The 22569-nt window shown below is 36.1% G+C and carries 18 protein-coding genes; 2 read left to right on the forward strand and 16 right to left on the reverse strand.

The genetic code is table 11. From position 1 onward, the window contains the following. Positions 1-50 precede the first annotated feature (50 nt). Complete coding sequence (locus V1503_RS05830; protein WP_410625526.1) at positions 51-890, forward strand: bifunctional 5,10-methylenetetrahydrofolate dehydrogenase/5,10-methenyltetrahydrofolate cyclohydrolase; 840 nt, start codon at positions 51-53, stop codon at positions 888-890. A 225-nt stretch (positions 891-1115) separates the two neighbouring features. On the opposite strand, the gene adhP is transcribed toward V1503_RS05830, so the two are convergent. Both adhP and V1503_RS05840 read right to left on the reverse strand, forming a co-directional pair. After that, positions 1116-2126: an alcohol dehydrogenase AdhP gene (adhP, locus tag V1503_RS05835; RefSeq protein WP_410629391.1), complete on the reverse strand. Its 1011-nt coding sequence runs from the start codon at positions 2124-2126 to the stop codon at positions 1116-1118. Positions 2127-2435: 309 nt separating this feature from the next. After that, complete coding sequence (locus V1503_RS05840; protein ID WP_320258814.1) at positions 2436-3851, reverse strand: SpoVR family protein; 1416 nt, start codon at positions 3849-3851, stop codon at positions 2436-2438. Between the two features lie 393 nt (positions 3852-4244). Here V1503_RS05840 and V1503_RS05845 point away from each other — a divergent pair, with 393 nt between their 5' ends. Next, on the forward strand, positions 4245-4484 hold the full coding sequence (locus V1503_RS05845; protein ID WP_214483585.1) for a YhdB family protein: 240 nt from the start codon (positions 4245-4247) through the stop codon (positions 4482-4484). A gap of 61 nt (positions 4485-4545) precedes the next feature. Here V1503_RS05845 and V1503_RS05850 read toward each other — a convergent pair whose 3' ends face one another. From V1503_RS05850 to V1503_RS05915, 14 genes are all read right to left on the reverse strand, one after another. Further along, entirely contained in the window at positions 4546-5784 is a 1239-nt protein-coding gene (locus V1503_RS05850; protein WP_320258815.1) for an MFS transporter, read from the reverse strand. A 69-nt stretch (positions 5785-5853) separates the two neighbouring features. Next, on the reverse strand, positions 5854-6384 hold the full coding sequence (locus V1503_RS05855; protein WP_214483587.1) for an NADPH-dependent FMN reductase: 531 nt from the start codon (positions 6382-6384) through the stop codon (positions 5854-5856). A gap of 369 nt (positions 6385-6753) precedes the next feature. Further along, positions 6754-7389: a response regulator gene (locus V1503_RS05860; protein WP_250886731.1), complete on the reverse strand. Its 636-nt coding sequence runs from the start codon at positions 7387-7389 to the stop codon at positions 6754-6756. Positions 7390-7476: 87 nt separating this feature from the next. Further along, complete coding sequence (locus V1503_RS05865) at positions 7477-8595, reverse strand: GAF domain-containing sensor histidine kinase (protein ID WP_250886732.1); 1119 nt, start codon at positions 8593-8595, stop codon at positions 7477-7479. 163 nt (positions 8596-8758) lie between these two features. Continuing rightward, a complete protein-coding gene (locus V1503_RS05870) occupies positions 8759-9136 on the reverse strand; it encodes a PH domain-containing protein (protein ID WP_410625531.1) in 378 nt (125 codons plus the stop codon). Between the two features lie 49 nt (positions 9137-9185). Continuing rightward, positions 9186-10088 (reverse strand): aldo/keto reductase, encoded by a 903-nt coding sequence (locus tag V1503_RS05875; RefSeq protein WP_410625533.1) that lies wholly within the window; start codon positions 10086-10088, stop codon positions 9186-9188. Between the two features lie 42 nt (positions 10089-10130). Next, the gene (gene gntK, locus V1503_RS05880; RefSeq protein WP_410625535.1) at positions 10131-11675 is read right to left on the reverse strand and encodes a gluconokinase; all 1545 of its coding nucleotides are present in this window, start codon (positions 11673-11675) and stop codon (positions 10131-10133) included. A gap of 914 nt (positions 11676-12589) precedes the next feature. Then, positions 12590-14320 carry a phospho-sugar mutase gene (locus V1503_RS05885; RefSeq protein ID WP_410625537.1) on the reverse strand — a complete coding sequence of 577 codons (1731 nt, stop codon included), beginning with the start codon at positions 14318-14320 and terminating at the stop codon, positions 12590-12592. 204 nt (positions 14321-14524) lie between these two features. After that, the gene (locus V1503_RS05890) at positions 14525-15553 is read right to left on the reverse strand and encodes a TasA family protein (protein ID WP_410625539.1); all 1029 of its coding nucleotides are present in this window, start codon (positions 15551-15553) and stop codon (positions 14525-14527) included. Between the two features lie 62 nt (positions 15554-15615). Further along, entirely contained in the window at positions 15616-16182 is a 567-nt protein-coding gene (sipW, locus tag V1503_RS05895; RefSeq protein ID WP_410625541.1) for a signal peptidase I SipW, read from the reverse strand. A 210-nt stretch (positions 16183-16392) separates the two neighbouring features. Continuing rightward, a complete protein-coding gene (locus V1503_RS05900; protein ID WP_410625543.1) occupies positions 16393-17643 on the reverse strand; it encodes a hypothetical protein in 1251 nt (416 codons plus the stop codon). Positions 17644-17936: 293 nt separating this feature from the next. Continuing rightward, positions 17937-19595, reverse strand: a complete 1659-nt coding sequence (locus V1503_RS05905; RefSeq protein ID WP_410625544.1) for a glycerol-3-phosphate dehydrogenase/oxidase — start codon at positions 19593-19595, stop codon at positions 17937-17939. 179 nt (positions 19596-19774) lie between these two features. Beyond that, complete coding sequence (gene glpK / locus V1503_RS05910) at positions 19775-21265, reverse strand: glycerol kinase GlpK (protein ID WP_410629392.1); 1491 nt, start codon at positions 21263-21265, stop codon at positions 19775-19777. Positions 21266-21585: 320 nt separating this feature from the next. Further along, positions 21586-22413 carry an MIP/aquaporin family protein gene (locus V1503_RS05915; RefSeq protein ID WP_410625546.1) on the reverse strand — a complete coding sequence of 276 codons (828 nt, stop codon included), beginning with the start codon at positions 22411-22413 and terminating at the stop codon, positions 21586-21588. Between the last annotated feature and the right edge of the window lie 156 nt (positions 22414-22569).

Genomic DNA, 22569 nt, shown 5'->3' on the forward strand with positions numbered 1-22569 from the left:
ACTATTACGTTTTCTCCAGCCTCTTTGTATATAATATAGGAGGGATAAAGTTGGAAGAAAAATTGATTTTAGATGGAACTAAGGTTGCCAATTCTGTAAAAGACAGCTTAACAATGCGTGTATCTGCATTAAAAGAGCGAGGCGTTAATCCTTGTTTAGCTACAATTTTAGTTGGAGATGATCCTTCTTCTGCCACTTATGTAAAAATGAAAGGGAATGCGTGCGACCGGTTAGGCATTTTCTCAAAACGCATTCATCTACCAAAAGAAACTCAAACTGAAGAACTATTACAAATCATTCAGGAGCTTAATAATGATCCTTCTACACATGGCATCTTATTGCAGCACCCAGTGCCAAGCCAAATAGATGAACGGGCTGCCTTTGAAGCAATTGATATTGAAAAAGATGTAGATGGTGTTACTAGTCTCGGTTTTGGACAAACATCGTTTGGCTTTGGAAAATATCCTTCTTGTACACCTGCAGCTATTTTAGAAATTATTGATTTTTATTCCTTGCCAATTGAAGGTAAACATGCCGTTGTTGTTGGACGAAGCCCTATATTAGGAAAACCAGTGTCAATGATGCTGCTCAACAGGAATGCGACTGTAACGACATGTCATTCAAAAACACAAAATTTAGCAGATATTATTAAACAAGCAGATATTGTCGTTGCTGCAGTTGGCAAACCTAATTTTATTAAAGGCGAATGGCTTAAAGAAGGTGCTGTCGTGCTTGATGCGGGTTACAACAAAGGAAATGTTGGTGATGCAGATTATGATAGCTGTTTACAATATGCTAGTGCAATCACACCAGTTCCAGGAGGCGTTGGACCTGTAACTATTTCAATGTTATTAAAACATACCGTTGATGCAGCTGAAGCAACCTTATAAATATAGTAAAGCTCAAAAGCAATTTTTGCTTTTGAGCTTTCTTCTACTTTATAGGCTATTTTCGCATTAATTGTTGCTTTTCGTACTAAGAACCAAACACGTACTCAACTAGAGTTCGTGGCATCTTTTCTTTTGTACAACAATGACTAACCATGTTGAACCACTTTTTTTGGTACTAATTGGATAACAATAGCAACAAATAAAAAGTTTACTAAAAGAGCCTTTTTATATTTCCATAACAACTCGTCCGTTAATTTTGCCCGCTTCAAGATCAGCAAATATTTCGTTAATATCTTCTAACTTAGCTTTCGTGACCGTTGTTTTCACTTTTCCATCTGCAGCAAATTGTAAAGCCTCTTGTAAGTCCTTTCTAGTCCCAACAATCGATCCTACTACACTAACAGCATTTAAAACTGTATCAAATATTGGTATTTCAATCATTTCAGGAGGTAGTCCAACTGCAACACATTTTCCACCGCGTTTTACTGCACGATAAGCTTCATCAAATGCTTTTTTTGAAACTGCTGTACAAACCGATGCTTGAACGCCACCGAACTCCCTTTGGATGTATTCTGCAGAATCTTCATCAAGTGGGTTAACCGTATCATCTGCTCCAAGCTCTTTAGCAAGATCTAATTTTTCACTAAATGTATCTACAGCCACTACTTTGAATCCCATTGCTTTAGCATATTGTACGGCTACATGTCCTAATCCACCTATACCATAGATAGCAACCCAATCACCTGGCTTAGCTTCACCAACTTTTAACGCCTTATATGTTGTCACACCAGCACAAAAAATTGGTGCAGCTTCTACGTAGCCTAAATTTTCTGGTACCTTAACTACATAATCAGCAGCTGCTAAACAATATTCTGCATATCCACCATCGATAGAATACCCAGCATTATGCTGGTTAAGACATAAGGTTTCTCTTCCTGTTAAGCAATATTCACATTGTCCACAAGCTGAATATAACCAAGGTACACCTACTCTATCTCCAACGTTGAGGTGTGTAACACCTTCGCCAACCTCTACAACCTCTCCCACTCCTTCATGACCAGGGATCAATGGTAGCTTGGGCCTTACTTTCCAATCACCATGAGCTGCGTGTAAATCAGTATGGCACACACCACAAGCTTTTATTTTCACTAATATTTGTCCGTTTGAAGCCTTCGGTTTTTCAACACATTCTACCGATAACTCCTTCTTAAATTCTTTTACTACTGCTGCTTTCATCGTTTCATGATTATGGTTACAGTTACAATTTCCCATTTCACATAGCCTCCATATCAAAATCCCAATAATTGAATAATACTATTCGAAAGTTTGTGATATTATTCACAAACAAAGTGAAAAAAAATAACTCCTTACGCTATATCTTACTATATGTTATCCATTGAAAAACTTACTATTTATGACACTTATGTGAACCGTTATATACTTAATACGTAAGGGTCCGACCCTCTGCTTTGACCCCTGAATAGGGAATATAGATTCAAGTATAGATGATCCGACCCATCATGCTCTTAATTATGCTTAACCTTATTACATATACTTTCGGTGAACATTTTTTCCTTCATACGTAAATAAAATGTTTTTATTTTCGATGACTGTCTCTATATGAACTGCTCTGCCCCATAGCTGATAAATAAAAGGAAGCACTTTCTCTAAATATTTTAAATCAAGTTCGATTCCTTCATACCAGTGCTTTAAGTAAAGCTCTCCATTTTTTAAATAGTCCCCATCATTAACGGTAATGTACGGAAATCCTCCATTTACTCGCATATTAATAAGTTGGTCACGTACATTCTCCCAATCTTTATCAACGATTTTATAATCCTTCCCTTGCTTCTGAAACAAATACATATCCTCGCGGAAAACGAGATCCTTCGTTAAATAATTACGTAGGAAAGATATATCTGATTCTATTTCTCTTACTTCAAACATTTTTTCACGCCCTGAATGTGGTTTGGCACCGTGTTCAATCATTTCTTCTGTAGGATTATTGTAACGCTCCTCAATGTCTTCAAATATTTTTAACCCAAGATAATATGGGTTAATGCTCGTTCTTGAAGGCTGAACTACACCAGCGTTTAATTTGGCAAATTCAATTGATTCATCACTCGATAAATCTAACTCCCTTAATATGCGCTGATGCCAGAACGATGCCCAGCCTTCGTTCATGATTTTGGTCTCTAATTGTGGCCAAAAGTATAGCATTTCCTCTCGCATCATCGTTAAAATATCTCGTTGCCATTCTTCTAGCTCTCGGCTGTATTCTTCTATAAAAAGCATAATATCTTTTTCAGGGCTAGGAGGAAATTTTTTCTTCTTTTTGTTATTAAGCGGCTTATTTTTGTCCTTTTCATCCAAAGTCCATAAATCATCATAAGGTGTTCGTTGCTTCTGAATATTATCCTCTAGATTATCATTATCATAATGCCATGCTAGCTTAGGACGCATGAGTGATGGATCGATATGTTCTTGTATAGAAAGAACCGCATCAAGAAATTTTTCTATTTCTTTCCTTCCATGAATTAATTCGTAATATTTAACCCTATCAGCTGTGGCAGCCATACTCTCTACCATATCTCTTTTTGTATTGCTAAAACGGACATTATTTTTGAAAAAGTCGCAATGCGCTAATACGTGGGCAACGATCAATTTATTTTGTATAAGTGAATTTGTATCAAGTAAAAAAGCATAACACGGATCTGAATTGATAACTAACTCATATATTTTACTTAACCCTAAGTCATAATGAATTTTCATTTTATAAAATTGCTTTCCGAAGCTCCAATGCGAAAAACGAGTTGGCATCCCATATGCTCCAAAAGTATATATAATATCTGCAGGACAAATTTCATACCGCATCGGATAAAAATCTAAGCCGAAACCCTTTGCAATTTCTGTAATTTCATCAATGGCATATTCCAATTCTTTACGTGCACCTTCATTCATTTGCCACTCACTCCCCCTGTCTCTTCTTACCAACAATGTATGAGTGTTATGACGAAATGATGAAAGCTCACCATTTAAAAATAAAAATTACTTAAATAACGAATTGAAATCGGTTAGATAGAACGTATTCAAAAAATAACGAACCTCATTAAAACTGTATGGAGGAAATTAACTTTTTCGAAAAGGTAAACTATCGCACCATCTTCTGTGATACCCTCTTTTCCACACTTTTATTTATATTTATTTTTGCCACTACATATATAAATGTTGTCCAATAAATGATGGTAATTGAGTTTCACCCTTATTTTAAAATTATCGTCCAACATTTACAGCGAAAATTATTTCATTAAGTAAAACATACTAATGTTAACTCCGAATAGGAGGGTGATCTCAATGAACATCGTGGATTACGATAGGGCGTTATACTATACACATCGCTCGCAGTGGGATAACTTGTTAATACTGATGGTCCGAACAAAGGACCAATTTTTATCAAAAAAAATTGAACACTTCCTACATGCTTATAATTTTTCAAAAGATTATACAGCTGTTGAGAATAATCTGTACTCCCTTCTTAGATATGTTGATCATGCGATCACATCTAGTCAAGAGGACATTGAAGATTATTGGTAATAAATTTAATTATATTAACAAAAGGGTTGAGCCTTATTTTGAGCTCCACCCTTTGTATTTATTACATATATTCTGATGATTTATTTAATCGACTTCGACTATCGAAAAGAATAACATACGTGATGATAACAGTCATAGCTGCAACAAGTAATACTACAGATAATATTCCAAATGGTATGATTGCAGATGTATCTGAAATGATTCTAGTAAAAACAATAAGCAAGACAATTCTTATACCTAAACCTATTACACGAAACAAACTGTCTACACGACCAATTTTGTCATTTGGAATTAACTCCATAAGTAGAGAGTTCCTTGCTACTCGAGTACCGGCGTTCCCAAAGGCAGTAAATAGTTTCACTATATAAAACACCCATAAGTATGGAAAAATAGCTAACATGGTAATTGCTATCGAATATATACATACAGTAGTTACGATAGATCGTTCATTACCTATTTTCTTTGCGAATAAAGGTATGAAAATTCCAGCAACAATTGCACCAACTCCATATATCATTCCCGATGTTCCATATGCTGACGCGTCAGCTTCTAAGACATTTGCTATATATATTGGATTCAAATAATTTGATACCATCACACCAATGAAGGGCATAAATGATGCAAGAAAGAACAAGAACAACATAGGAGATTTCTTCATATAATGATATCCTTCTGCAAGCTTATACAATAGAGAGTCATTACTTTGACCAGACTCTTGAGCTCTTTTGTATGGTATTAAATAAAACATTAGAGCTGCACCACCATAAGTCATTGCATCAAGTAATAAAATTAGCGACAAATCCACTCTACTAATAAGTATTGTAGCAATCCCTCCAGCAATTACCGTTGACAACTGCCCTTGAATTTCCATGACACCATTTAATGATTTATATTGCTCTTTAGTAAAGATTTCTTGATTAAAGGCAAACATTGTAGGATAAAACAATGAATAATAAAGCCCACCCATTGCAAATAATACAATTAACATCCATAGGTCATAATCATTGCCATTCACAATTCCATATATCGCAAATAAACTGATTATGATTGAACCAATCACTTCACCGACAATTAAAATTGCTCTTCTTGAGAGCTTATCAATCATATATCCGATATATGGGGCTAGTATAAATTGGGCAATGGTCATACAAATTGTTGCAAAACCCAATATGACTGCTCCACCTTTTTCTGTTACTAATAGCCAAGGAATGGCAATCATTGTCACTCCGGTTCCAATAGAAGAAAATATATTAGCTGATAAGATTTTATATAAACGTTGATCTTGAAAAAGTGTGCTCATTCAGTCCCTCCTTTCGGTTTAGTCGTATGGAGAGAACAGATGTTAGTTCTCGTTTTTAAACAAAAATTTTTAAAATGAATTCACTTGCCCATAAGCTTTTACATATAACTGTAGTTCAGTCATTAATCCATCAACTAATTGGCTACCTTCATCAGTAAGCGCATCATTTTCTAGATCAAAGTAAACTGGGTCTAATACAAGCTGTTTAGGAATTACATTTGCGTATACCCCGCGGGCAGTCGTTCTCATATTAGTTAATGCATTCATACCACCTTTTCCGCCTCCGGCAACCGCTAATAAAGCAACTGGTTTATGACGGAAGTATTCTCCACCTAAAAAGTCTAGCGCATTTTTTAAGGCCCCACTCATCGCACTGTGGTATTCAGGTGAGCTTAACACGATTCCATCTGCATTTTTTATAGTGTTTTTAAGTTGTTGTACTGCATCAATTGTGTCCTGTTCACTCTCACCGTTATATAGTGGCAAAGTGCCATCGCTTAGATCAACTAACTGTGCTTTATATTCCTTTGAAATAAATCTTGCTGCAACCCCTGTTCTACCAGATTTTCTTGGACTTCCATTAATAACTACAATATTCATAAAATTATTCTCCTTCATTTGTTATTTTTAGACATTTTTATGATGTTGTTTTTTATTAGGCTGTTTTCGCTTAGATTGTTATTTTTTGTACTAAAAAATACAACGTATACAACTAGAATTCATAACCTTTACTTATATAATAACGACGGCTGTTGAGTAAAACGACATCTCTATCTTCTAGTGTAGAAGCTAAGCAACAAAGTTATAAAAAGAGCCTGTTGTTATATATAGTATAACTAGCACTTCAGAAGATTAAATCAGTGTTTTTATTGAACATTCTCTACTCATATTGACTGACGAAATACAAATCATTCTACGACTATAGTCTTATAAAATTATGACCAGACGAAGCTTGTCTACTAGGTGGTATCAAATACCACGCTTTACTGCATACAGCGCCGCTTGTGTCCGATCGCTTAACTCAAGCTTTGCTAAAATGTTTGAAACATGTGTTTTGACCGTTTTTTCAGTGATGTACAAAGTTGCTGCTATTTCTTTATTACTTTTCCCATTAGCAATTTCAGAGAGAACTTCCTTCTCACGATTTGTTAATTGGTCAATCAAATTCTCTTCTTCTTGACCCCCACTTTGAACATGAGACATGACATGAGAAGTCACTTTTGGATGTAACTGACTCTCTCCACGATATACAGCTCTTATTGAATTAACTAACTCATCAGGTTCAACATCTTTCAATTGATAGCCATTTGCACCTGCTCGTAGAGCTGGAATTACATGATCTTGATCAGAGAAGCTTGTAAGCATTAATATTGCTATTTTCGGATGTTTATCTTTAATAGCTTTAGTCGCCTCAATCCCATCCATAATAGGCATAATTAAGTCCATAACGACAACATCTGGTTGATGTTCTTGTGTAAGATTAACCGCTTCTTGACCATTTGTTGCCTCAGCAACAACTTCGATGTCACTTTGTGTTTTAAGAAAAAATAATAATCCTCTCCGTACAACATGGTGATCGTCAGCTATAAGTACTTTAATTGACATTTCCTCTCCCCCTTATTATATTTTCAGTTATTGAATTAGACGTAGTCTTCCAAAATTAGATTCTCAACATAACGAGTCTTTAGATAGCTACAAAGGTACGGTCACTTCAACCTTGGTGCCTTTGCCAATCTCACTTTGAATGCCTAAGCTCCCATTCTGCATCTCAATACGTTCCTTCATACCTGCTAGTCCTAGCGAAGGCATTTCTAGTCTAGGGTTGTATTGAAAACCACAACCTTTATCTACAATCATTAGCTTTACCTGTTTTTTCGTTATTTCTAATTCAATTGTAGCGTTTTTTGTGCCTGCGTGTTTCTTAATATTATTTAAGGCTTCTTGGCCGATCCTCCATAAACATTCTTCAACATGATTCGGTAAATCTATAATCCCTTTTACATCAATACAAACCGTTAAACCTAGTACCTTACCATAATCACATAAAGCGCTACCAATACCATTCTCTAATCCTTGTGGACGCAATTGCCAAATTAAAGCACGCATTTCCTGCAATGCTTCATGCGATACTTCCTGCATATATGTAAGCATTTCTTGCACTTTCAGGTCATCTGTCATTTCCTTTGTTCCACGAGCAGTTAATTGTAAAGAAAAAAGAAGTTGATTAACTGAATCATGTAAATCTCGCGCTAGACGGTTCCGCTCATCAATAAGTGCAACTTGTTGCTCTTTTTCAACAAGCTTAATACGTTTAATTGCTGAGCCTATTTGATAAGCCACGGCTTCGAGTAAAGCTAGTTCTTCATCTGTAAAATGAGTTTTATATGGGGAAGCGATGTTAAGCAGCCCAAATTTTTCCTCACCTGCTCGTAAAGGTACTGTAGCATGATGCGTAATCCCTTCAGTGTCACCCCAGTCATATTCAATTGCATCTTCAATTCGTTTACAATTAATAATATTTGCTGCTCTTTGAAGTCGGCCATCATTATAACGATCTAAGCACCAGCACCCACCTTCACACATTGGCTTTTTCTTCTTCCACACTAAACCAGGTGGAAGATTATAATCTGCAACGAGCTGAAAATTTTCTTTCTCATCTATAAAGAATATCCATCCAGTATCGAGGCCCGTTACTTGAAGGAGCTCTTTTAAAACATCAGCCAACATGAGATACAAATCATTAGCTTGATTTAACGTTTCAGCAATTGTTTTAAGTGTATGTAATTCTTGAATTCGCTGTTCATCTGTCAATGTTCACTCACCTCATCCCCTTATAATGACTAGCTAAAGTTATTACTAATTATAGCAATGAACAACTGCTGGATCGATAGAAATTAGTCGTAAATACCCTTACTTCTTTAGTCGTAAAAAAGAAGCTCTATAAATTTGAGCCCCTCATTTACTTTTATGCTAGTTATTTCATAACATATGTGGCTAAAGCCTTTTGAATATCATAAATGTTTTTGTCTTTTTTAAATTGCTTTGAAATTGGTTGGCTTGAACCTGAGATCCATATTTTCAATTCTGAATCGATATCGAATGTACCAGCTGTTTCCACACTAAAATGAGTTACACTTTTGTATGGGATTGAATGAAATTCTGTTTTCTTCCCTGTTACTCCTTGCTTATCAATTAAAATGAGACGCTGATTTGTAAAAACAATAGAGTCTCTTATAAGCTTAAAAGCCTTTTCAACTTTTTCGTCTGTTGTAATAATCGTTTTCAATTCTCTTTCTGTAGATTGTATATCGGCTTCTGAAGCATTTCCCATTATGCCGTCTAATAGTCCCATACCTCCACCCCTTTGAATGTTAATTATTTTGTCTATATTCTTTAATTGACTAATCTACTTCTTTTCCGACTGAGCTTTGCCAAACTTCGAACCACTGCTCTCTCGTCATGTGGATGTTTAGCGCATCTACTGCTTTACGTATTCTTGACACTTTTCCTGAACCGACGATTGGAATAATGTTCGCCGGATGATTTAACAGCCATGCATACATCACTTGATCAATTGAGTCTATATTTAGTTCACCTTTTATCTTATGAAGAGTTTCTCGTAATCGAACCTCTTTTTCATTTTCAGAATAAAATATTTCTCCCCTTGCTAGTGGAGACCACGCCATCGGAGGGATGTTTCTTTCTTGACATTGCTCAATACAACCATTTACAAATTGAGACAAGTTACTTACAGAAAGCTCAACTTGATTTGTAACGAGTGGAAAATTTAAATACGAGTTTAGTAAATGGAACTGAGATGGGCTGAAATTAGAGACACCAAAGTTAAGGACTTTCCCTTCCGCTTTTAATTGAGCAAAAGCTTCAGCAACTTCTGCAGGATTCATTAATGGATCGGGTCTATGTATTAATAGTAAATCAACATAATCTGTACGAAAATTACGCAGAGAATTTTCAACAGAATGAATAATATGCTTCTTGCTCGTATCATAGTATTTAATTTTATGATCAGGTCGATTTTTTGACACAAGTTTTATGCCACACTTTGTTATAATTTGTATATCCCTTCTAAGTGCTGGTTTTAAAGCTAGAGCTTCTCCAAATAATGCTTCACATGTATAATCACCATAAATATCAGCGTGATCAAACGTTGTAATACCAAGTTCCTTACATTCTTCCATTAAGTGTAAAATCTCTTCTTTTTCCATATTCCATTCAGATAACCGCCATAGTCCGAGTACAATTCTCGATACTTGTAATGTTTCGCTAAGTTTTATTTTTTCCATTATGCTCAACTCCAGTTCAGTCATTTGACAACGAGAATCCCTCTACTTACCCAACGTATGCTTTCTTTGAAAACTTGCAAGAACATCGTACTCATTAGCAAGTATTTGAGGAATCCTAATAAAAACGGGGAGTAATTCTTCGTATGCTCTACTAGCCTGTAAATTCGGATGATAATGATTTGTCGTCCCGATCATTCCTTTAACAGCATTTAATGAATCAATCTCACCGCGCCCATACATACCTAAAACTACTGCTCCAAGACATGAGCTTTCATAGCTATCTGGTATACGAATTTCCATCTGAAAAACATCTGCTAATATTTGTACCCATAGGGAGGAACGTGTAAACCCTCCGGTCGCATGAATTCGTGTAGGCTTACCTATTTGTTCTTCTAAAGATAATAACACAGTGTATAAATTCATAGTTATTCCCTCTAATACTGAACGAATCATATGCTCCTTTTTATGATGGAGCCCTAAGCCAATAAAAGAACCTCGTGCATTTCCGTTCCAAAGAGGTGCCCTTTCACCACTTAAATAAGGATGAAAAATGAGACCTGCGGAACCAGGAGCAGACTTAGCTGCAATTAAGGATAATGCTTCATAAGGGTCTTGCCCACTTAGTTCATCAGCCTCCACTTCCAAATTGGCTAATTCATTTCGTACCCATTGATAAATCATACCACCGTTGTTTACAGCTCCCCCGATTACCCAGTGGTTCTCTGTTAAAGCATAACAAAAAAACCGACCTTTTGGGTCTGTAATAGGTCCATCTATAACGGTTCTAATCGCACCACTCGTACCGATTGTTAATGCAACAACACCAGGCTCAATAGCGTCTACACCAAGGTTAGATAAAACGCCATCACTAGCACCTATTACGAACGGTGTATCTGGCTGTAAACACATCATTTGGGCATAGTCTTTCTTCATACCAGTAAACGACTCGGTTGTTGAAACAATTTCAGACAATTGAGAACGGGAAATATCTAGTAACGATAACACTTCATGATCCCAATCCAGATTTTTCAAATTAAATAACCCCGTCGCAGAAGCGATAGAATAATCAATAGCGTAAATACCGAACAAGCGGAAAAAAACATATTCTTTTATAGAAATAAACTTGTATGCTTGCTGAAACAAATGTGTATGTTCCTCTTGCAACCATTTCATTTTTACTAGTGGTGACATAGGATGAATAGGCGTTCCAGTTCTGCGATAAATATCATGACCTTTATGATCACTTGTTATTGTATGTGCCCATGCTTCACTACGATTATCTGCCCATGTAATAGAACGTGTAAGTGGGTTTCCGTACTCATCTACAATGAGTAAACTATGCATAGCCGAACTAAATGACACAAACCTAATTTGAGTTGAATCTACTTTTGCTTCATTGACACATGTACGAATCGTTTGTAGTACTGCATGAAATATTTCATCAGGGTCTTGTTCAGCAGCATCCGGTGTTTCAGTGTATAATGGATACTCATAATTACTACGATAAATCACTTGCATGTTTTCATTAAATATCACTGCTTTTGTACTTGTTGTACCAATGTCTACCCCTATGGTATAAGGCTTCATTTATATACCTCCAACTAATTATGTACTACACATCCCTCTATTATGTAGTCCATGTGATCATCTTTGGTTCTAAAACTATATATGTGATTACCGCTTACAGGATTAGTTTCTTACATAACACAAGCGATCTAATAAATCGCTATTGTCAAATATCCAAGACTGTATTCGTATCAATGGTGTTTTTTTAATACTAAGACGTATGTACATAGTGACATAATTTCTCGCGCTAATTGTAGTTTTTATTGTAAGAAATCAACACGTTCACAACTAGCATTCGTGGTTTCTTTTCATATGCAATGCAATACAATACAACCAAAATAACCTTTCGTTTTAAGAAGGCTCTCTTTACATTAATTGTTGCTTTTCGTAATAGGCATTTTTCGTATAAAGTGTTGTTTATCATACTAAAAAATAAATACGTATACAACTAGATTTCGGGGCATCTTTTTTTCAGCATAGAACCTTTTAAAAAGTTAAAATCGAATAGCGACAACATATAACTGTTCGAGTTTTGTTGAAATAACTATTTCTTCTATATGGTAAGAAGCTTGGATTTATAAAATATCCTCCAAGCTTCTCATTCATTATTATGGTGTTTTCGCATTGAGTGTTGCTTTTCGTACTAAGAAATAAATGCATATAAACCAAGAACTATTGTTTTTTTCTCATATACAATGAGGTCAATTGCAATACATTATTTATTGCTGTTCTATATTAGACTCAATAACAACATAGTTTACGAGCCTTTGATTATTTTAAATTAACCGCTGTTTTCGCATTGATTGTTGTTTTTCGTATTAAGAAATATACACGTACTCAACTAGAGTTCTTCTATACAATGCAGACTAACAATATAAAAACACTTTTAAAGTACTAATTTAGATAACGATACCAACAATGTTTACGAGAAGAGCTTAAATTAACGAATGTACCATTGTCATAACAGCTTCCTTCGTTGCGGTTAATTCACCTTCAGCCTGATCGAGCGTTGCGCCTTTTACCCCAAAGTAAAACTTGACCTTAGGTTCTGTTCCAGATGGGCGTAAACAAAACCAACTACCATCCTCTAAATAATATTTTAATACGTTCGATTTAGGTAATTTAATTGTTTCTTTTTTACCTAGATGAATATTCAAACGTTCACTTGATAAGTAATCTTCTATACTAACGACGTTTTTATTTGCCACCTCTGAAGGAGGATTGCTACGGAAGCTCGCTAATAATGTTTGTATCGTTTCCGCACCAGCTTTGCCCTTCAGTGTTAATGACTCCAAACCTTCACGATAGAAACCGTATTTCTCATAAATTTGGGTTAAGCCTTCATACATAGTCTTACCTTGCTTTTTATAAAATGCACATATTTCAACCGCTAATAACGCTGCTTGTATCGCGTCTTTGTCACGAGCAAAATCTTTAACTAAATATCCATAGCTTTCCTCATAGCCGAATTGGAATTCATATTGCCCAGATTGCTCGTACTGCTTAATTTTTTCAGCAATAAACTTAAATCCTGTTAAGGTGTCGATAGTTACCACACCATATGCATTTGCAATCGTTCTACCAAGCTCTGAAGTAACCACTGTTTTTAACACAACACCATTAGATGGTAGGCTCCCTTTTTCTTTACGTTGTGACAGAAGGTATTCTAATATTAGTGCTCCTGTTTGATTTCCAGTTAATAGAACATATTCGTCTTTGTCATCTTTTACGGCTATACCTAATCTATCTGCATCAGGGTCTGTTGCTATTAATATATCTGCATCAATATTTTTCCCATCTCGAATCGCTAGAGAAAAAGCACTCTTTTCTTCTGGATTTGGAGATGTTACCGTAGAAAAATCTGGGTCTGGGAGTTCCTGTTCTTCGACAACTGATACGTGACGATAGCCGAATTCTTCTAGACCTTTACGTACTAATCTATTTGCTGTGCCATGAAGAGGAGTAAACACTACCTTCACATCAACTTCATTTGATAACTGTGGATGTATTGAGATTGTAGTTAGCTGATTGATATATGCGTTGTCAATTTTTTCACCTATGATTGTGATGAGTCCTTTATCCTTTAAATCCTGTTCATCATCTACTGCTATCGCTAATTCATTATCAATCTCATTTACAAATTGAATGACTTCATCTGCTTCTTTAGGCGGTAATTGTCCACCGTCTTGCCCATATACTTTATATCCATTATATTCTGGAGGATTATGACTCGCTGTAACAACAATTCCTGAGAATGCATGCAAATAACGAACAGCGAATGATAGCTCTGGAGTAGGTCGAAGCTCTTCAAACACATACGTTTGAATACCATGCGTCGCTAAAGTTTTTGCGGCTTCCATTGCAAACTCCGGTGATTTATGACGAGAATCGTATGCGATAACTACGCCGCGTTGCTTCGCTTCATCTCCACACGAATCTATGTATCTAGCCAGCCCTTCCGATGCCTTACGGACTGTAAACAAGTTCATTCGATTTGTTCCAACACCGATTTCTCCACGCATCCCTCCTGTACCAAACTCTAAATTTTTATAAAAGCTTTCCTCTAGCTCTTTTTCATTGCTTTCTATTCGCATCAATGATTCTCTTAACTCACCATCTAAATTTGGTGATTGTTTCCACAATTCATATTTTTCATTCCAATTCACTTCTTCTACCTCCCTATTTTAACAAAGCATATCCTCTAAAAGAAAAGTACCATATTCGTACATTCCACTCAAGTGACAATCGTGTACCATTTTATTATTAGAACTTCCAACACAATTGAAAAACCGATTTTTCCTTATAATCGGAAAAATCGATTTTTTCTGTCAACTTCAATTGCTTGAAAATATAATCAAACTCTACTAATCTTAATATCTACTAAGAAACTTATTTGCTCCTAAACCAACTAAACCTGCAAGTATCAATAAGAAACCTATTATATAATAACCACTTGGACTAGCTTCCCCGGTTTGTGGAAGCTCTCCACCTACTACTAGGGATTCTTCAGGATCTGGACCTGGGTTTGGTTCTGGGTTTGGATTCGGTTCTGGGCTTGGTTCTGGGTCTGGATCTGGGTCTGGATCAGGATCTGGATCTGGATCTGGATCTGGATCTGGGTCAGGATCTGGATCTGGATCTGGGTCTGGATCTGGGTCTGGGTCAGGATCTGGATCTGGATCTGGGTCTGGGTCTGGATCTGGATCTGGGTCTGGATCTGGATCTGGGTCTGGATCTGGGTCTGGATCTGGATCTGGGTTTGGATCTGGGTCTGGATCTGGGTCTGGATCTGGGTCTGGATCAGATGTTGGCGGATCTTTTGGTGGATTGTATGGTGGGGTATCATCTTCATTATCACTCTCAGCAATAAATAATAATTTTACCCCTGTACTAAGTCCTTGATATTCGTTCCCAGCACTACTATCGAACTCTACTCGAAAAGTAAGAATCTCCTCACTTAATAGTTCAAGGTGTCTATCTTCAATTCCTGTGAAGTTGTTGATGTAACCAGAATATAATTCTGCTGATTTATGAGTAACAGTCAATTTTAACTTGTCATATAAACTAGCAAGTTGATTACTTTGTAGTTCACCTTGTGCTAGAATATCCTTCTCATTATTTTCTAATTCATCATTAGATAAGGAATATTCTTCTGCATAGATTGAATAATCGAAATTAATATTCCCACTATTCCTTACTGTGAGATTCCTAGTCATCCAATCACCAGGTTTTAATTTGTTTACATTAAACAACCTTTGCTCAGAGCTAGGAATTGTGTCAATTTGAATTGTTGGTATACTTGATACTGCCTCTGTTTCTCCAAAAGGATCAAAATATATGAATAAAAGTAATAACAGGAAATAACTTCCGATTATTTTAATTAATATATTTCTTTTCATATCGAATCCTCTCATCTTATTATTTTTGAGGTGTGCTTAGCTATATTTTTTATCCATGAAGGTTATTTTTCTGTTGTCTTTGCTGCCTTTGTTCCTTCAAGCTCACTAATGGCTCTCCAAGTAGTAATGATTGCATACCCAAGTAGTAGAATACCAGGTACGACAAGCAGCATAATTGCACCCATACTTGAATTAGCATAGTTTATTGCATAACCTACATAAGGTATAGTCAAGCCAATATACTGTCCTACTACATTATCAGATAGGACTGGCTCTCTATCAGCTGCATCGTTGTTATCACCCTTAGTGATATACATAACCTGCTCATTGATGTTTCTAACTTCGATTATTCGATGGGTAATTAGTTTCTCTTCAGAATCTTTGAATATGATTACATCATCTTCTTTGAATCTAGTCATGTCACCATCTGGATTTATTGCAATGATAGAACCGGTTTTAATACCTGGTTCCATCGAACCTGACAACACTGTTTTTATTTGATAGCCAAAGAAAGTAGGCTCTCCTCCTGAGGCTTTTGAAACAATGACTGCAACAACCATAATCAAAAACAGTACTACTAATACAAATGAAATAATCCTACTAATCCAAAGCTTTACAAGCTGCATCATTTATCAAATCCTTTCCACCAACTAAATTCAAAACTCAATTCTTAATTAAGAACATTTTGTTTATAGATACCTTTTAATAGTTGATCAGTTGACCACTCTATTTGTTTACAGTTCATAAACAATATATTTATCCTCTCAGTCTTATTAATAAATATTTCCACTTATATGATTTATGATGATCAGTTACACCAACAGCTGATTAATTCTATATTATTCTTCACCTTGTTCTCCCGGGTTCCCAACATTCTCACCTGGATCTTCCTGTTCTTCTTCACTTGCTCCTTCTGAAGTTGATTCTTCCTGTTCTTCACTTACTTCTTCTGAAGTTGATTCTTCCTGCTCTTCACTTGCTTCTTCTGAAGTTGATTCTTCCTGCTCTTCACTTGCTTCTTCTGAAGTTGATTCTTCCTGTTCTTCACTTGCTTCTTCTGAAGTTGATTCTTCCTGTTCTTCACTTGCTTCTTCTGAAGTTGATTCTTCCTGCTCTTCACTTGCTTCTTCTGAAGTTGATTCTTCCTGTTCTTCACTTGCTTCTTCTGAAGTTGATTCTTCCTGTTCTTCACTTGCTTCTTCTGAAGTTGATTCTTCCTGCTCTTCACTTGCTTCTTCTGAAGCTGATTCTTCCTGCTCTTCACTTGCTTCTTCTGAAACTGATTCTTCCTGTTCTTCACTTGCTTCTTCTGAAGCTAGTTCTTCCTGTTCTTCTATTAATGCCTGTTGTTCTTCTAACTTTTTCTGTTCTTCAAGCTCTTGTAGCCTCTTAGCTTCTGCTTCTGCTGAAGCAATTTCAGCTTCTAATCGTTCTATCTCAAAGTTTATGTCAACTAACATCGATTTCCAAAATGTGATTTTTTCACTGTTGTTTAAGCTAATTTCTTCAGCTTGCTCTCTGATGTCAACACCTTTCTCATATGCGGGTTGTACATATTCCAAAATACTATTAACATTTTCGTTTTGAGCTCGGACGTTATAAGATGCAAGTTCTTCTTCTATCTCTCTAATATTATTGAGCACTGCATCAATTTCTGTCTGTTTGTCGCTTAACGTATTAACATGACTACTTATTAAGCCTGCCCCACCCTTCAATGCCTTAAGATGCATTTTTTTTATGAAGGCAAATTCGAGCATAAATTGCGATGTATTTGGTTGACTAACTGAAAGTCCATTTTGAAGTGAAGGTTTAGCCCAATTCCAAGACCATAGATTTCTGCTAGATTTAATATTTTCCAACTCACTATTTGCACTTTCAACTAAACTCTCTACTGTACTTGGAAAAACGAAAGCTGTACTAATTATCGCATTTGTCATTTCTACTTCGTTATAGGCACCATACGTAGCTGAGCTAAAATGTGTGCCTCCGATAAGTAGTGAGGAAATTGCTACGCTTGAAGTTATGTAATTCACCTTTGTTTTCCGCTTAAACTTTCCTTCTCTTTTTATTCGTTCATTTCTTGATTCCATCAAATTTTCCTCACTCTCTTAGATATTTTCAAGAGAACCCACCGTTCGCTTTAACGAATTCATGTTTAAAGTATAATAGATATACTTATGATTGAAAACCATCGTTTTTCATAGTTTTTCCGTTATAACGAACAAATAACTCCCATTACCTCTTTAATTCGCATAATATCTCAATTTTTCTTTTTTTATAAAGAACAATACCGTTTTCAATATCGAACGTTTTTTTAAAAATAGTGAGTAGAACACTCTCTACTCACTCTCGAATAACATGAAAGCCTTTGTTTAAGACCTTGTTAGAACATTTTTACTTCTTTTATTAGTTCATCAATTTCCTGTTGATATATAGCTTCCTGTTCAGTATCCCACACTAATATAGTCGACATCAGCCTGATAACAGGTTCCTTCCATTTTTCTACCCAAGCAATATTAAATAGAAGTGCTCCTGTTCTGCGCATAAAGAAATCTACTGGGGTCACTGCCATTTCCTCTTCTATGCTATACAAAATTTGCGCATAAATATCTTCTAATAGCTTATCATTTTTTGTTCTCTGTTTAGCGTAACGAATATAATAGAAAAAAATTTGATCTACATTAGATCCATAGCGATGAACAAAGAAGTCCGCTAGTTCTCTAGGTACCCCTAACTTAATACCTTTATCAATCTTTTGTTGGATGAATTTTTGAAAATTCCGCGACCCTCCAACATGCCCCCCTGAAATAGGCAAATCTTGCGTATTACAAGGAGAATAGGTTAAACCTTGTGTTTGTTCTAATAATCTAGCGACTAAATCCACTACGGTTTCTGCCATTTTTCTATAACCCGTTAATTTTCCGCCTGCAATCGTAATAAGACCAGTACTAGATTGCCATATTTCGTCTTTACGTGAAATTTCAGATGGATCTTTTCCATCTTCATATATTAATGGACGCAAACCTGCCCAGCTAGATTCAACATCTTGATCCGTTATTTTAACTTCCGGGAACATATAATTAATTGCATCAATCACATATTGACGATCGGAAGCTGTCACTTTTGGATGGGAGATATCATCACTGTATTTAGTATCTGTTGTACCTATATATGTCTTTCCTTCTCTTGGTATTGCAAAAACCATGCGCTTATCTTCCGTATCAAAATAAATGGCTTGGCGTAAAGGGAATCTTTTTCCATCAATTACTAAGTGTACACCCTTTGTTAGTTGTAATGACTTTTTATTTTCAGTAAGATCTTTTTCACGTATTGAATCTACCCAAGGACCTGTCGCATTTACAATTTGTTTTGCTGAGATTATATACATCTCCCCTGTAATTTGATCTACTGCTTCAACACCAACCATTTTCCCTTTCTCATAGACGAACTTCTCAACCTTAGCATAGTTTACAGCACTTGCACCTTGTCTAACAGCCTCTTTCATAACCTCAATAGTTAGCCGTGCATCATCCGTGCGATACTCAACATAATAACCACTTCCTTTTAACCCAGCTTTTTTTAATAACGGTTCTCTATTTAACGTTCCATTTTTATCCAACATAATGCGACGTTCATTTTTTTTAACACCTGCTAAAAAATCATATATTCTAAGACCAAATGACGTACTAAGCGGACCAAACGTCCCTCCTTTATAAAAAGGGAGCAACATCCATTGTGGTGTTGTAACATGCGGTCCATTTTCATATACAATTTCTCGTTCTTTACCAACCTCTGAAACCATCTTTACTTCAAACTGCTTTAAATACCGTAATCCTCCATGAACAAGTTTAGTAGATCGACTTGATGTACCTGCCGCAAAATCTTGCATTTCTAGGACCACAGTTTTCATTCCTCTAGTAGCAGCATCTAATGCAATACCAGCTCCTGTAATACCTCCACCAATTATGATTAGATCGTTTTCTGCACTAGCAACCCGTTTAAGAATGTCTACTCTATTCATGCTTGAAAAGGGTTTTTCCATCTTTTTCCCTCCAAATAAATTAGAAATTATGTCCTTTTTCCTAACAGCTTATATACGTAAATATAAATACAAATAAAAAAGAAACCACAAAATTCTCGTACACATAATATGAATACAAGATTTTGTGGTTTCTCCGTTTCTCCGACCATAATATTAACTTATCATGTAATTTACATAGTCTATTTAAAAGCCATTGTTGCGTTTACTGCTTTTTTCCAGCCGTCATACAAGCTATTTCGTTGTTGTTCATCCATTGTATTGTCAAACGTTTTATCAATATTCCATTGCTTTGCAATTTCATCTTGACTTTCCCAAAATCCAACAGCAAGACCAGCAAGATAAGCTGCACCTAATGCAGTTGTCTCATTAATTATTGGACGCTCAACAGGTACATCTAGCATATCACTTTGGAACTGCATTAGGAAATCATTTTTAACAGCCCCACCATCAACCCGTAACGTTTTTAATGAAATATTAGCATCAGATTCCATTGCAGTTAGCACATCCTTCGTCTGGTATGCTAACGATTCAAGCGTAGCACGAACAAAATGCTCTTTTTCTGTGCCTCGCGTTAATCCAAACACAGCACCACGCACATCACTATCCCAATAAGGTGTTCCTAAGCCGACGAAGGCTGGAACAACGTATACACCATCAGTTGATTTTACACGTTGTGCATACCTTTCACTCTCAGCAGCATCATTGAACATTCTAAGACCATCTCGTAGCCATTGAATGGCTGACCCTGCAACAAAAATACTGCCTTCTAATGCATATTCTACTTTACCATTTAATCCCCAAGCAATTGTAGTTAATAATCCATGTTCTGACTTCACTGCTTGCTCGCCAGTATTCATTAGCATAAAACACCCAGTACCATATGTGTTTTTAGCCATACCTTCTTCATAACACGCTTGACCGAACAAAGCAGCTTGCTGATCTCCCGCTGCACCAGCTATCGGAACTTCATGTCCGAAAAAATGATAATCTGCGGTATGTGCATACACCTCAGAAGATGAGCGAACTTCTGGTAGCATAGAAGCTGGAATAGTTAATATTTTTAATAATTCTTCATCCCATTTCAAATCATGTATATTGAACATCAAAGTCCTTGATGCATTCGAATAGTCTGTAACATGTGTTTTTCCGCCTGATAGCTTCCAAATAATCCAAGAGTCAATCGTTCCAAATAATAACTTCCCACCTTCGGCTTTTTTTCTTGCGCCTTCAACATTGTCTAGAATCCACTTTACTTTTGTTCCTGAGAAATATGCATCAATTAATAAACCAGTTTTGTCACGAAACTTCTGATCATACCCTTTATCTTTAAGCTCTTCACAAATATGTGCTGTTTGGCGTGATTGCCATACAAGAGCGTTATAAACCGGATTGCCAGATTCTTTATCCCAGACGACCGTCGTTTCTCGTTGATTAGTAATACCGATTCCTATCACTTGCACTGGTTTAACTTGTGATTCCGATAAAACACTCGCTATAACAGCTAATATTGACCCCCAAATCTCATTAGCATCATGTTCTACCCAACCAGGATGTGGAAAGTGTTGTGTGAACTCTTTTTGAGCAACGTGTACGATTTGGCCTGATTTGTCAAAAAGTATTGCTCTCGAGCTCGTTGTTCCTTGATCTAAAGATAAAATATATTGTCCCATTACTGTTCTCCCCTTTTCAGCTATTTCTTCTATAGCGTGCTTTCTTATGGCTCTTTTCGTAAACATTGTTGCTTTCTCAACTTACATTTAAGTAACGGTGTGTATAATATGATTTTTATCTAGTTTATAGAGAAAAAAAGATGCTCTGTAGGTTAGTTATATTCGTACTTAGCTCTCATTAAGAAAAAGTAACAAGTAGCGCGTTGCTTGTTTTTTTCATAGGATGAAATTACATGTACACAACTAGAACGTGGCATTTTTCTTCAATAAATACGATGACACTGTTATAAGTTACTTCTTAAGATCTTATCACGAAAAGCTTACACCGTAGTTTGTTTTGCAGAAGCTACATGGTGCTTTTCCTTTTGTTCAACCAGTAAAGAAATGAATAATATCAGTGTCACTAATACTGTAAAAATCCAAAAATTCCTTGTGACAGTTTGTTCAAAAATAGCTTTATAAAATAGGCCACCATACATACCTCCAACGATTGGGCCTATCACAGGAATCCAAGCATAAGCCCAATCCGATTTACCTTTTCCTGGAATTGGTAAAAGAAAATGTGCTAGACGAGGACCTAGATCACGAGCAGGATTAATCGCATACCCTGTAGTACCTCCAAGAGACAAGCCAATTGCAACAATTAAAAAGCCTACAATAAGTGGATTTAATCCTTCAGTAAATTCATTTGCACCTATTGATAATAACCCAAGAACGAGTACAAAGGTTCCAATCATTTCACTTACGATATTTGCTGTTGTACTTCGAATAGACGGCGCTGTTGAAAATACTCCCAATTTAGCTGCGGGATCAGCAGTTTCTTTCCAGTGTGGTAAGTAATGAAAGAAAACAATTGCTGCCCCTAAAAATGCGCCAAGCATTTGTGCAGTAATATAACTAGGTACATCACTCCAAGGGAATTCACCTATAATGGCTAGACTTAGTGTCACTGCAGGATTAACATGGGCTCCACTAAATGAACCAACAGCATATACTGCCATAGCAACTGCTAATCCCCACCCTAAAGTAATAACAATCCAGCCACTATTATGAGCTCCTGATCTCTTTAAAGTAACCCCAGCACAAACTCCCCCTCCAAAAATAATTAACATCATTGTACCAATTAACTCCCCGATAAATGGTGTCATACAGCATCCCCTTTCCCATCATTAATTTCATACTTTATTACAGCGAAAGAACATGGAGAACGAGGTATGACATGGAAAAGTAAATAAATCTGTTAAAATTCCATCATCTTTTTACTAGTAAAAAATACGTTAACTCATCAACTAATATGTCAAGAC

Origin of the sequence: Nanhaiella sioensis (assembly GCF_046557775.1) — a bacterium.
Classification (GTDB): Bacteria; Bacillota; Bacilli; order Bacillales; family SM2101; genus Nanhaiella; species Nanhaiella sioensis.

What these genes read in the sequence shown, in the direction of transcription:
- adhP (WP_410629391.1), bottom strand. Translation starts at nt 2,126, where the DNA reads ATGAAAGCAGCAGTAGTAAAAGAATTTAAGAAGGAGTTATCGGTAGAA.
- V1503_RS05840 (WP_320258814.1), bottom strand. Translation starts at nt 3,851, where the DNA reads ATGAATGAAGGTGCACGTAAAGAATTGGAATATGCCATTGATGAAATT.
- V1503_RS05845 (WP_214483585.1), top strand. Translation starts at nt 4,245, where the DNA reads ATGAACATCGTGGATTACGATAGGGCGTTATACTATACACATCGCTCG.
- V1503_RS05850 (WP_320258815.1), bottom strand. Translation starts at nt 5,784, where the DNA reads ATGAGCACACTTTTTCAAGATCAACGTTTATATAAAATCTTATCAGCT.
- V1503_RS05855 (WP_214483587.1), bottom strand. Translation starts at nt 6,384, where the DNA reads ATGAATATTGTAGTTATTAATGGAAGTCCAAGAAAATCTGGTAGAACA.
- V1503_RS05860 (WP_250886731.1), bottom strand. Translation starts at nt 7,389, where the DNA reads ATGTCAATTAAAGTACTTATAGCTGACGATCACCATGTTGTACGGAGA.
- V1503_RS05870 (WP_410625531.1), bottom strand. Translation starts at nt 9,136, where the DNA reads ATGGGACTATTAGACGGCATAATGGGAAATGCTTCAGAAGCCGATATA.
- V1503_RS05875 (WP_410625533.1), bottom strand. Translation starts at nt 10,088, where the DNA reads ATGGAAAAAATAAAACTTAGCGAAACATTACAAGTATCGAGAATTGTA.
- gntK (WP_410625535.1), bottom strand. Translation starts at nt 11,675, where the DNA reads ATGAAGCCTTATACCATAGGGGTAGACATTGGTACAACAAGTACAAAA.
- V1503_RS05890 (WP_410625539.1), bottom strand. Translation starts at nt 15,553, where the DNA reads ATGAAAAGAAATATATTAATTAAAATAATCGGAAGTTATTTCCTGTTA.
- sipW (WP_410625541.1), bottom strand. Translation starts at nt 16,182, where the DNA reads ATGATGCAGCTTGTAAAGCTTTGGATTAGTAGGATTATTTCATTTGTA.
- V1503_RS05900 (WP_410625543.1), bottom strand. Translation starts at nt 17,643, where the DNA reads ATGGAATCAAGAAATGAACGAATAAAAAGAGAAGGAAAGTTTAAGCGG.
- V1503_RS05905 (WP_410625544.1), bottom strand. Translation starts at nt 19,595, where the DNA reads ATGGAAAAACCCTTTTCAAGCATGAATAGAGTAGACATTCTTAAACGG.
- glpK (WP_410629392.1), bottom strand. Translation starts at nt 21,265, where the DNA reads ATGGGACAATATATTTTATCTTTAGATCAAGGAACAACGAGCTCGAGA.
- V1503_RS05915 (WP_410625546.1), bottom strand. Translation starts at nt 22,413, where the DNA reads ATGACACCATTTATCGGGGAGTTAATTGGTACAATGATGTTAATTATT.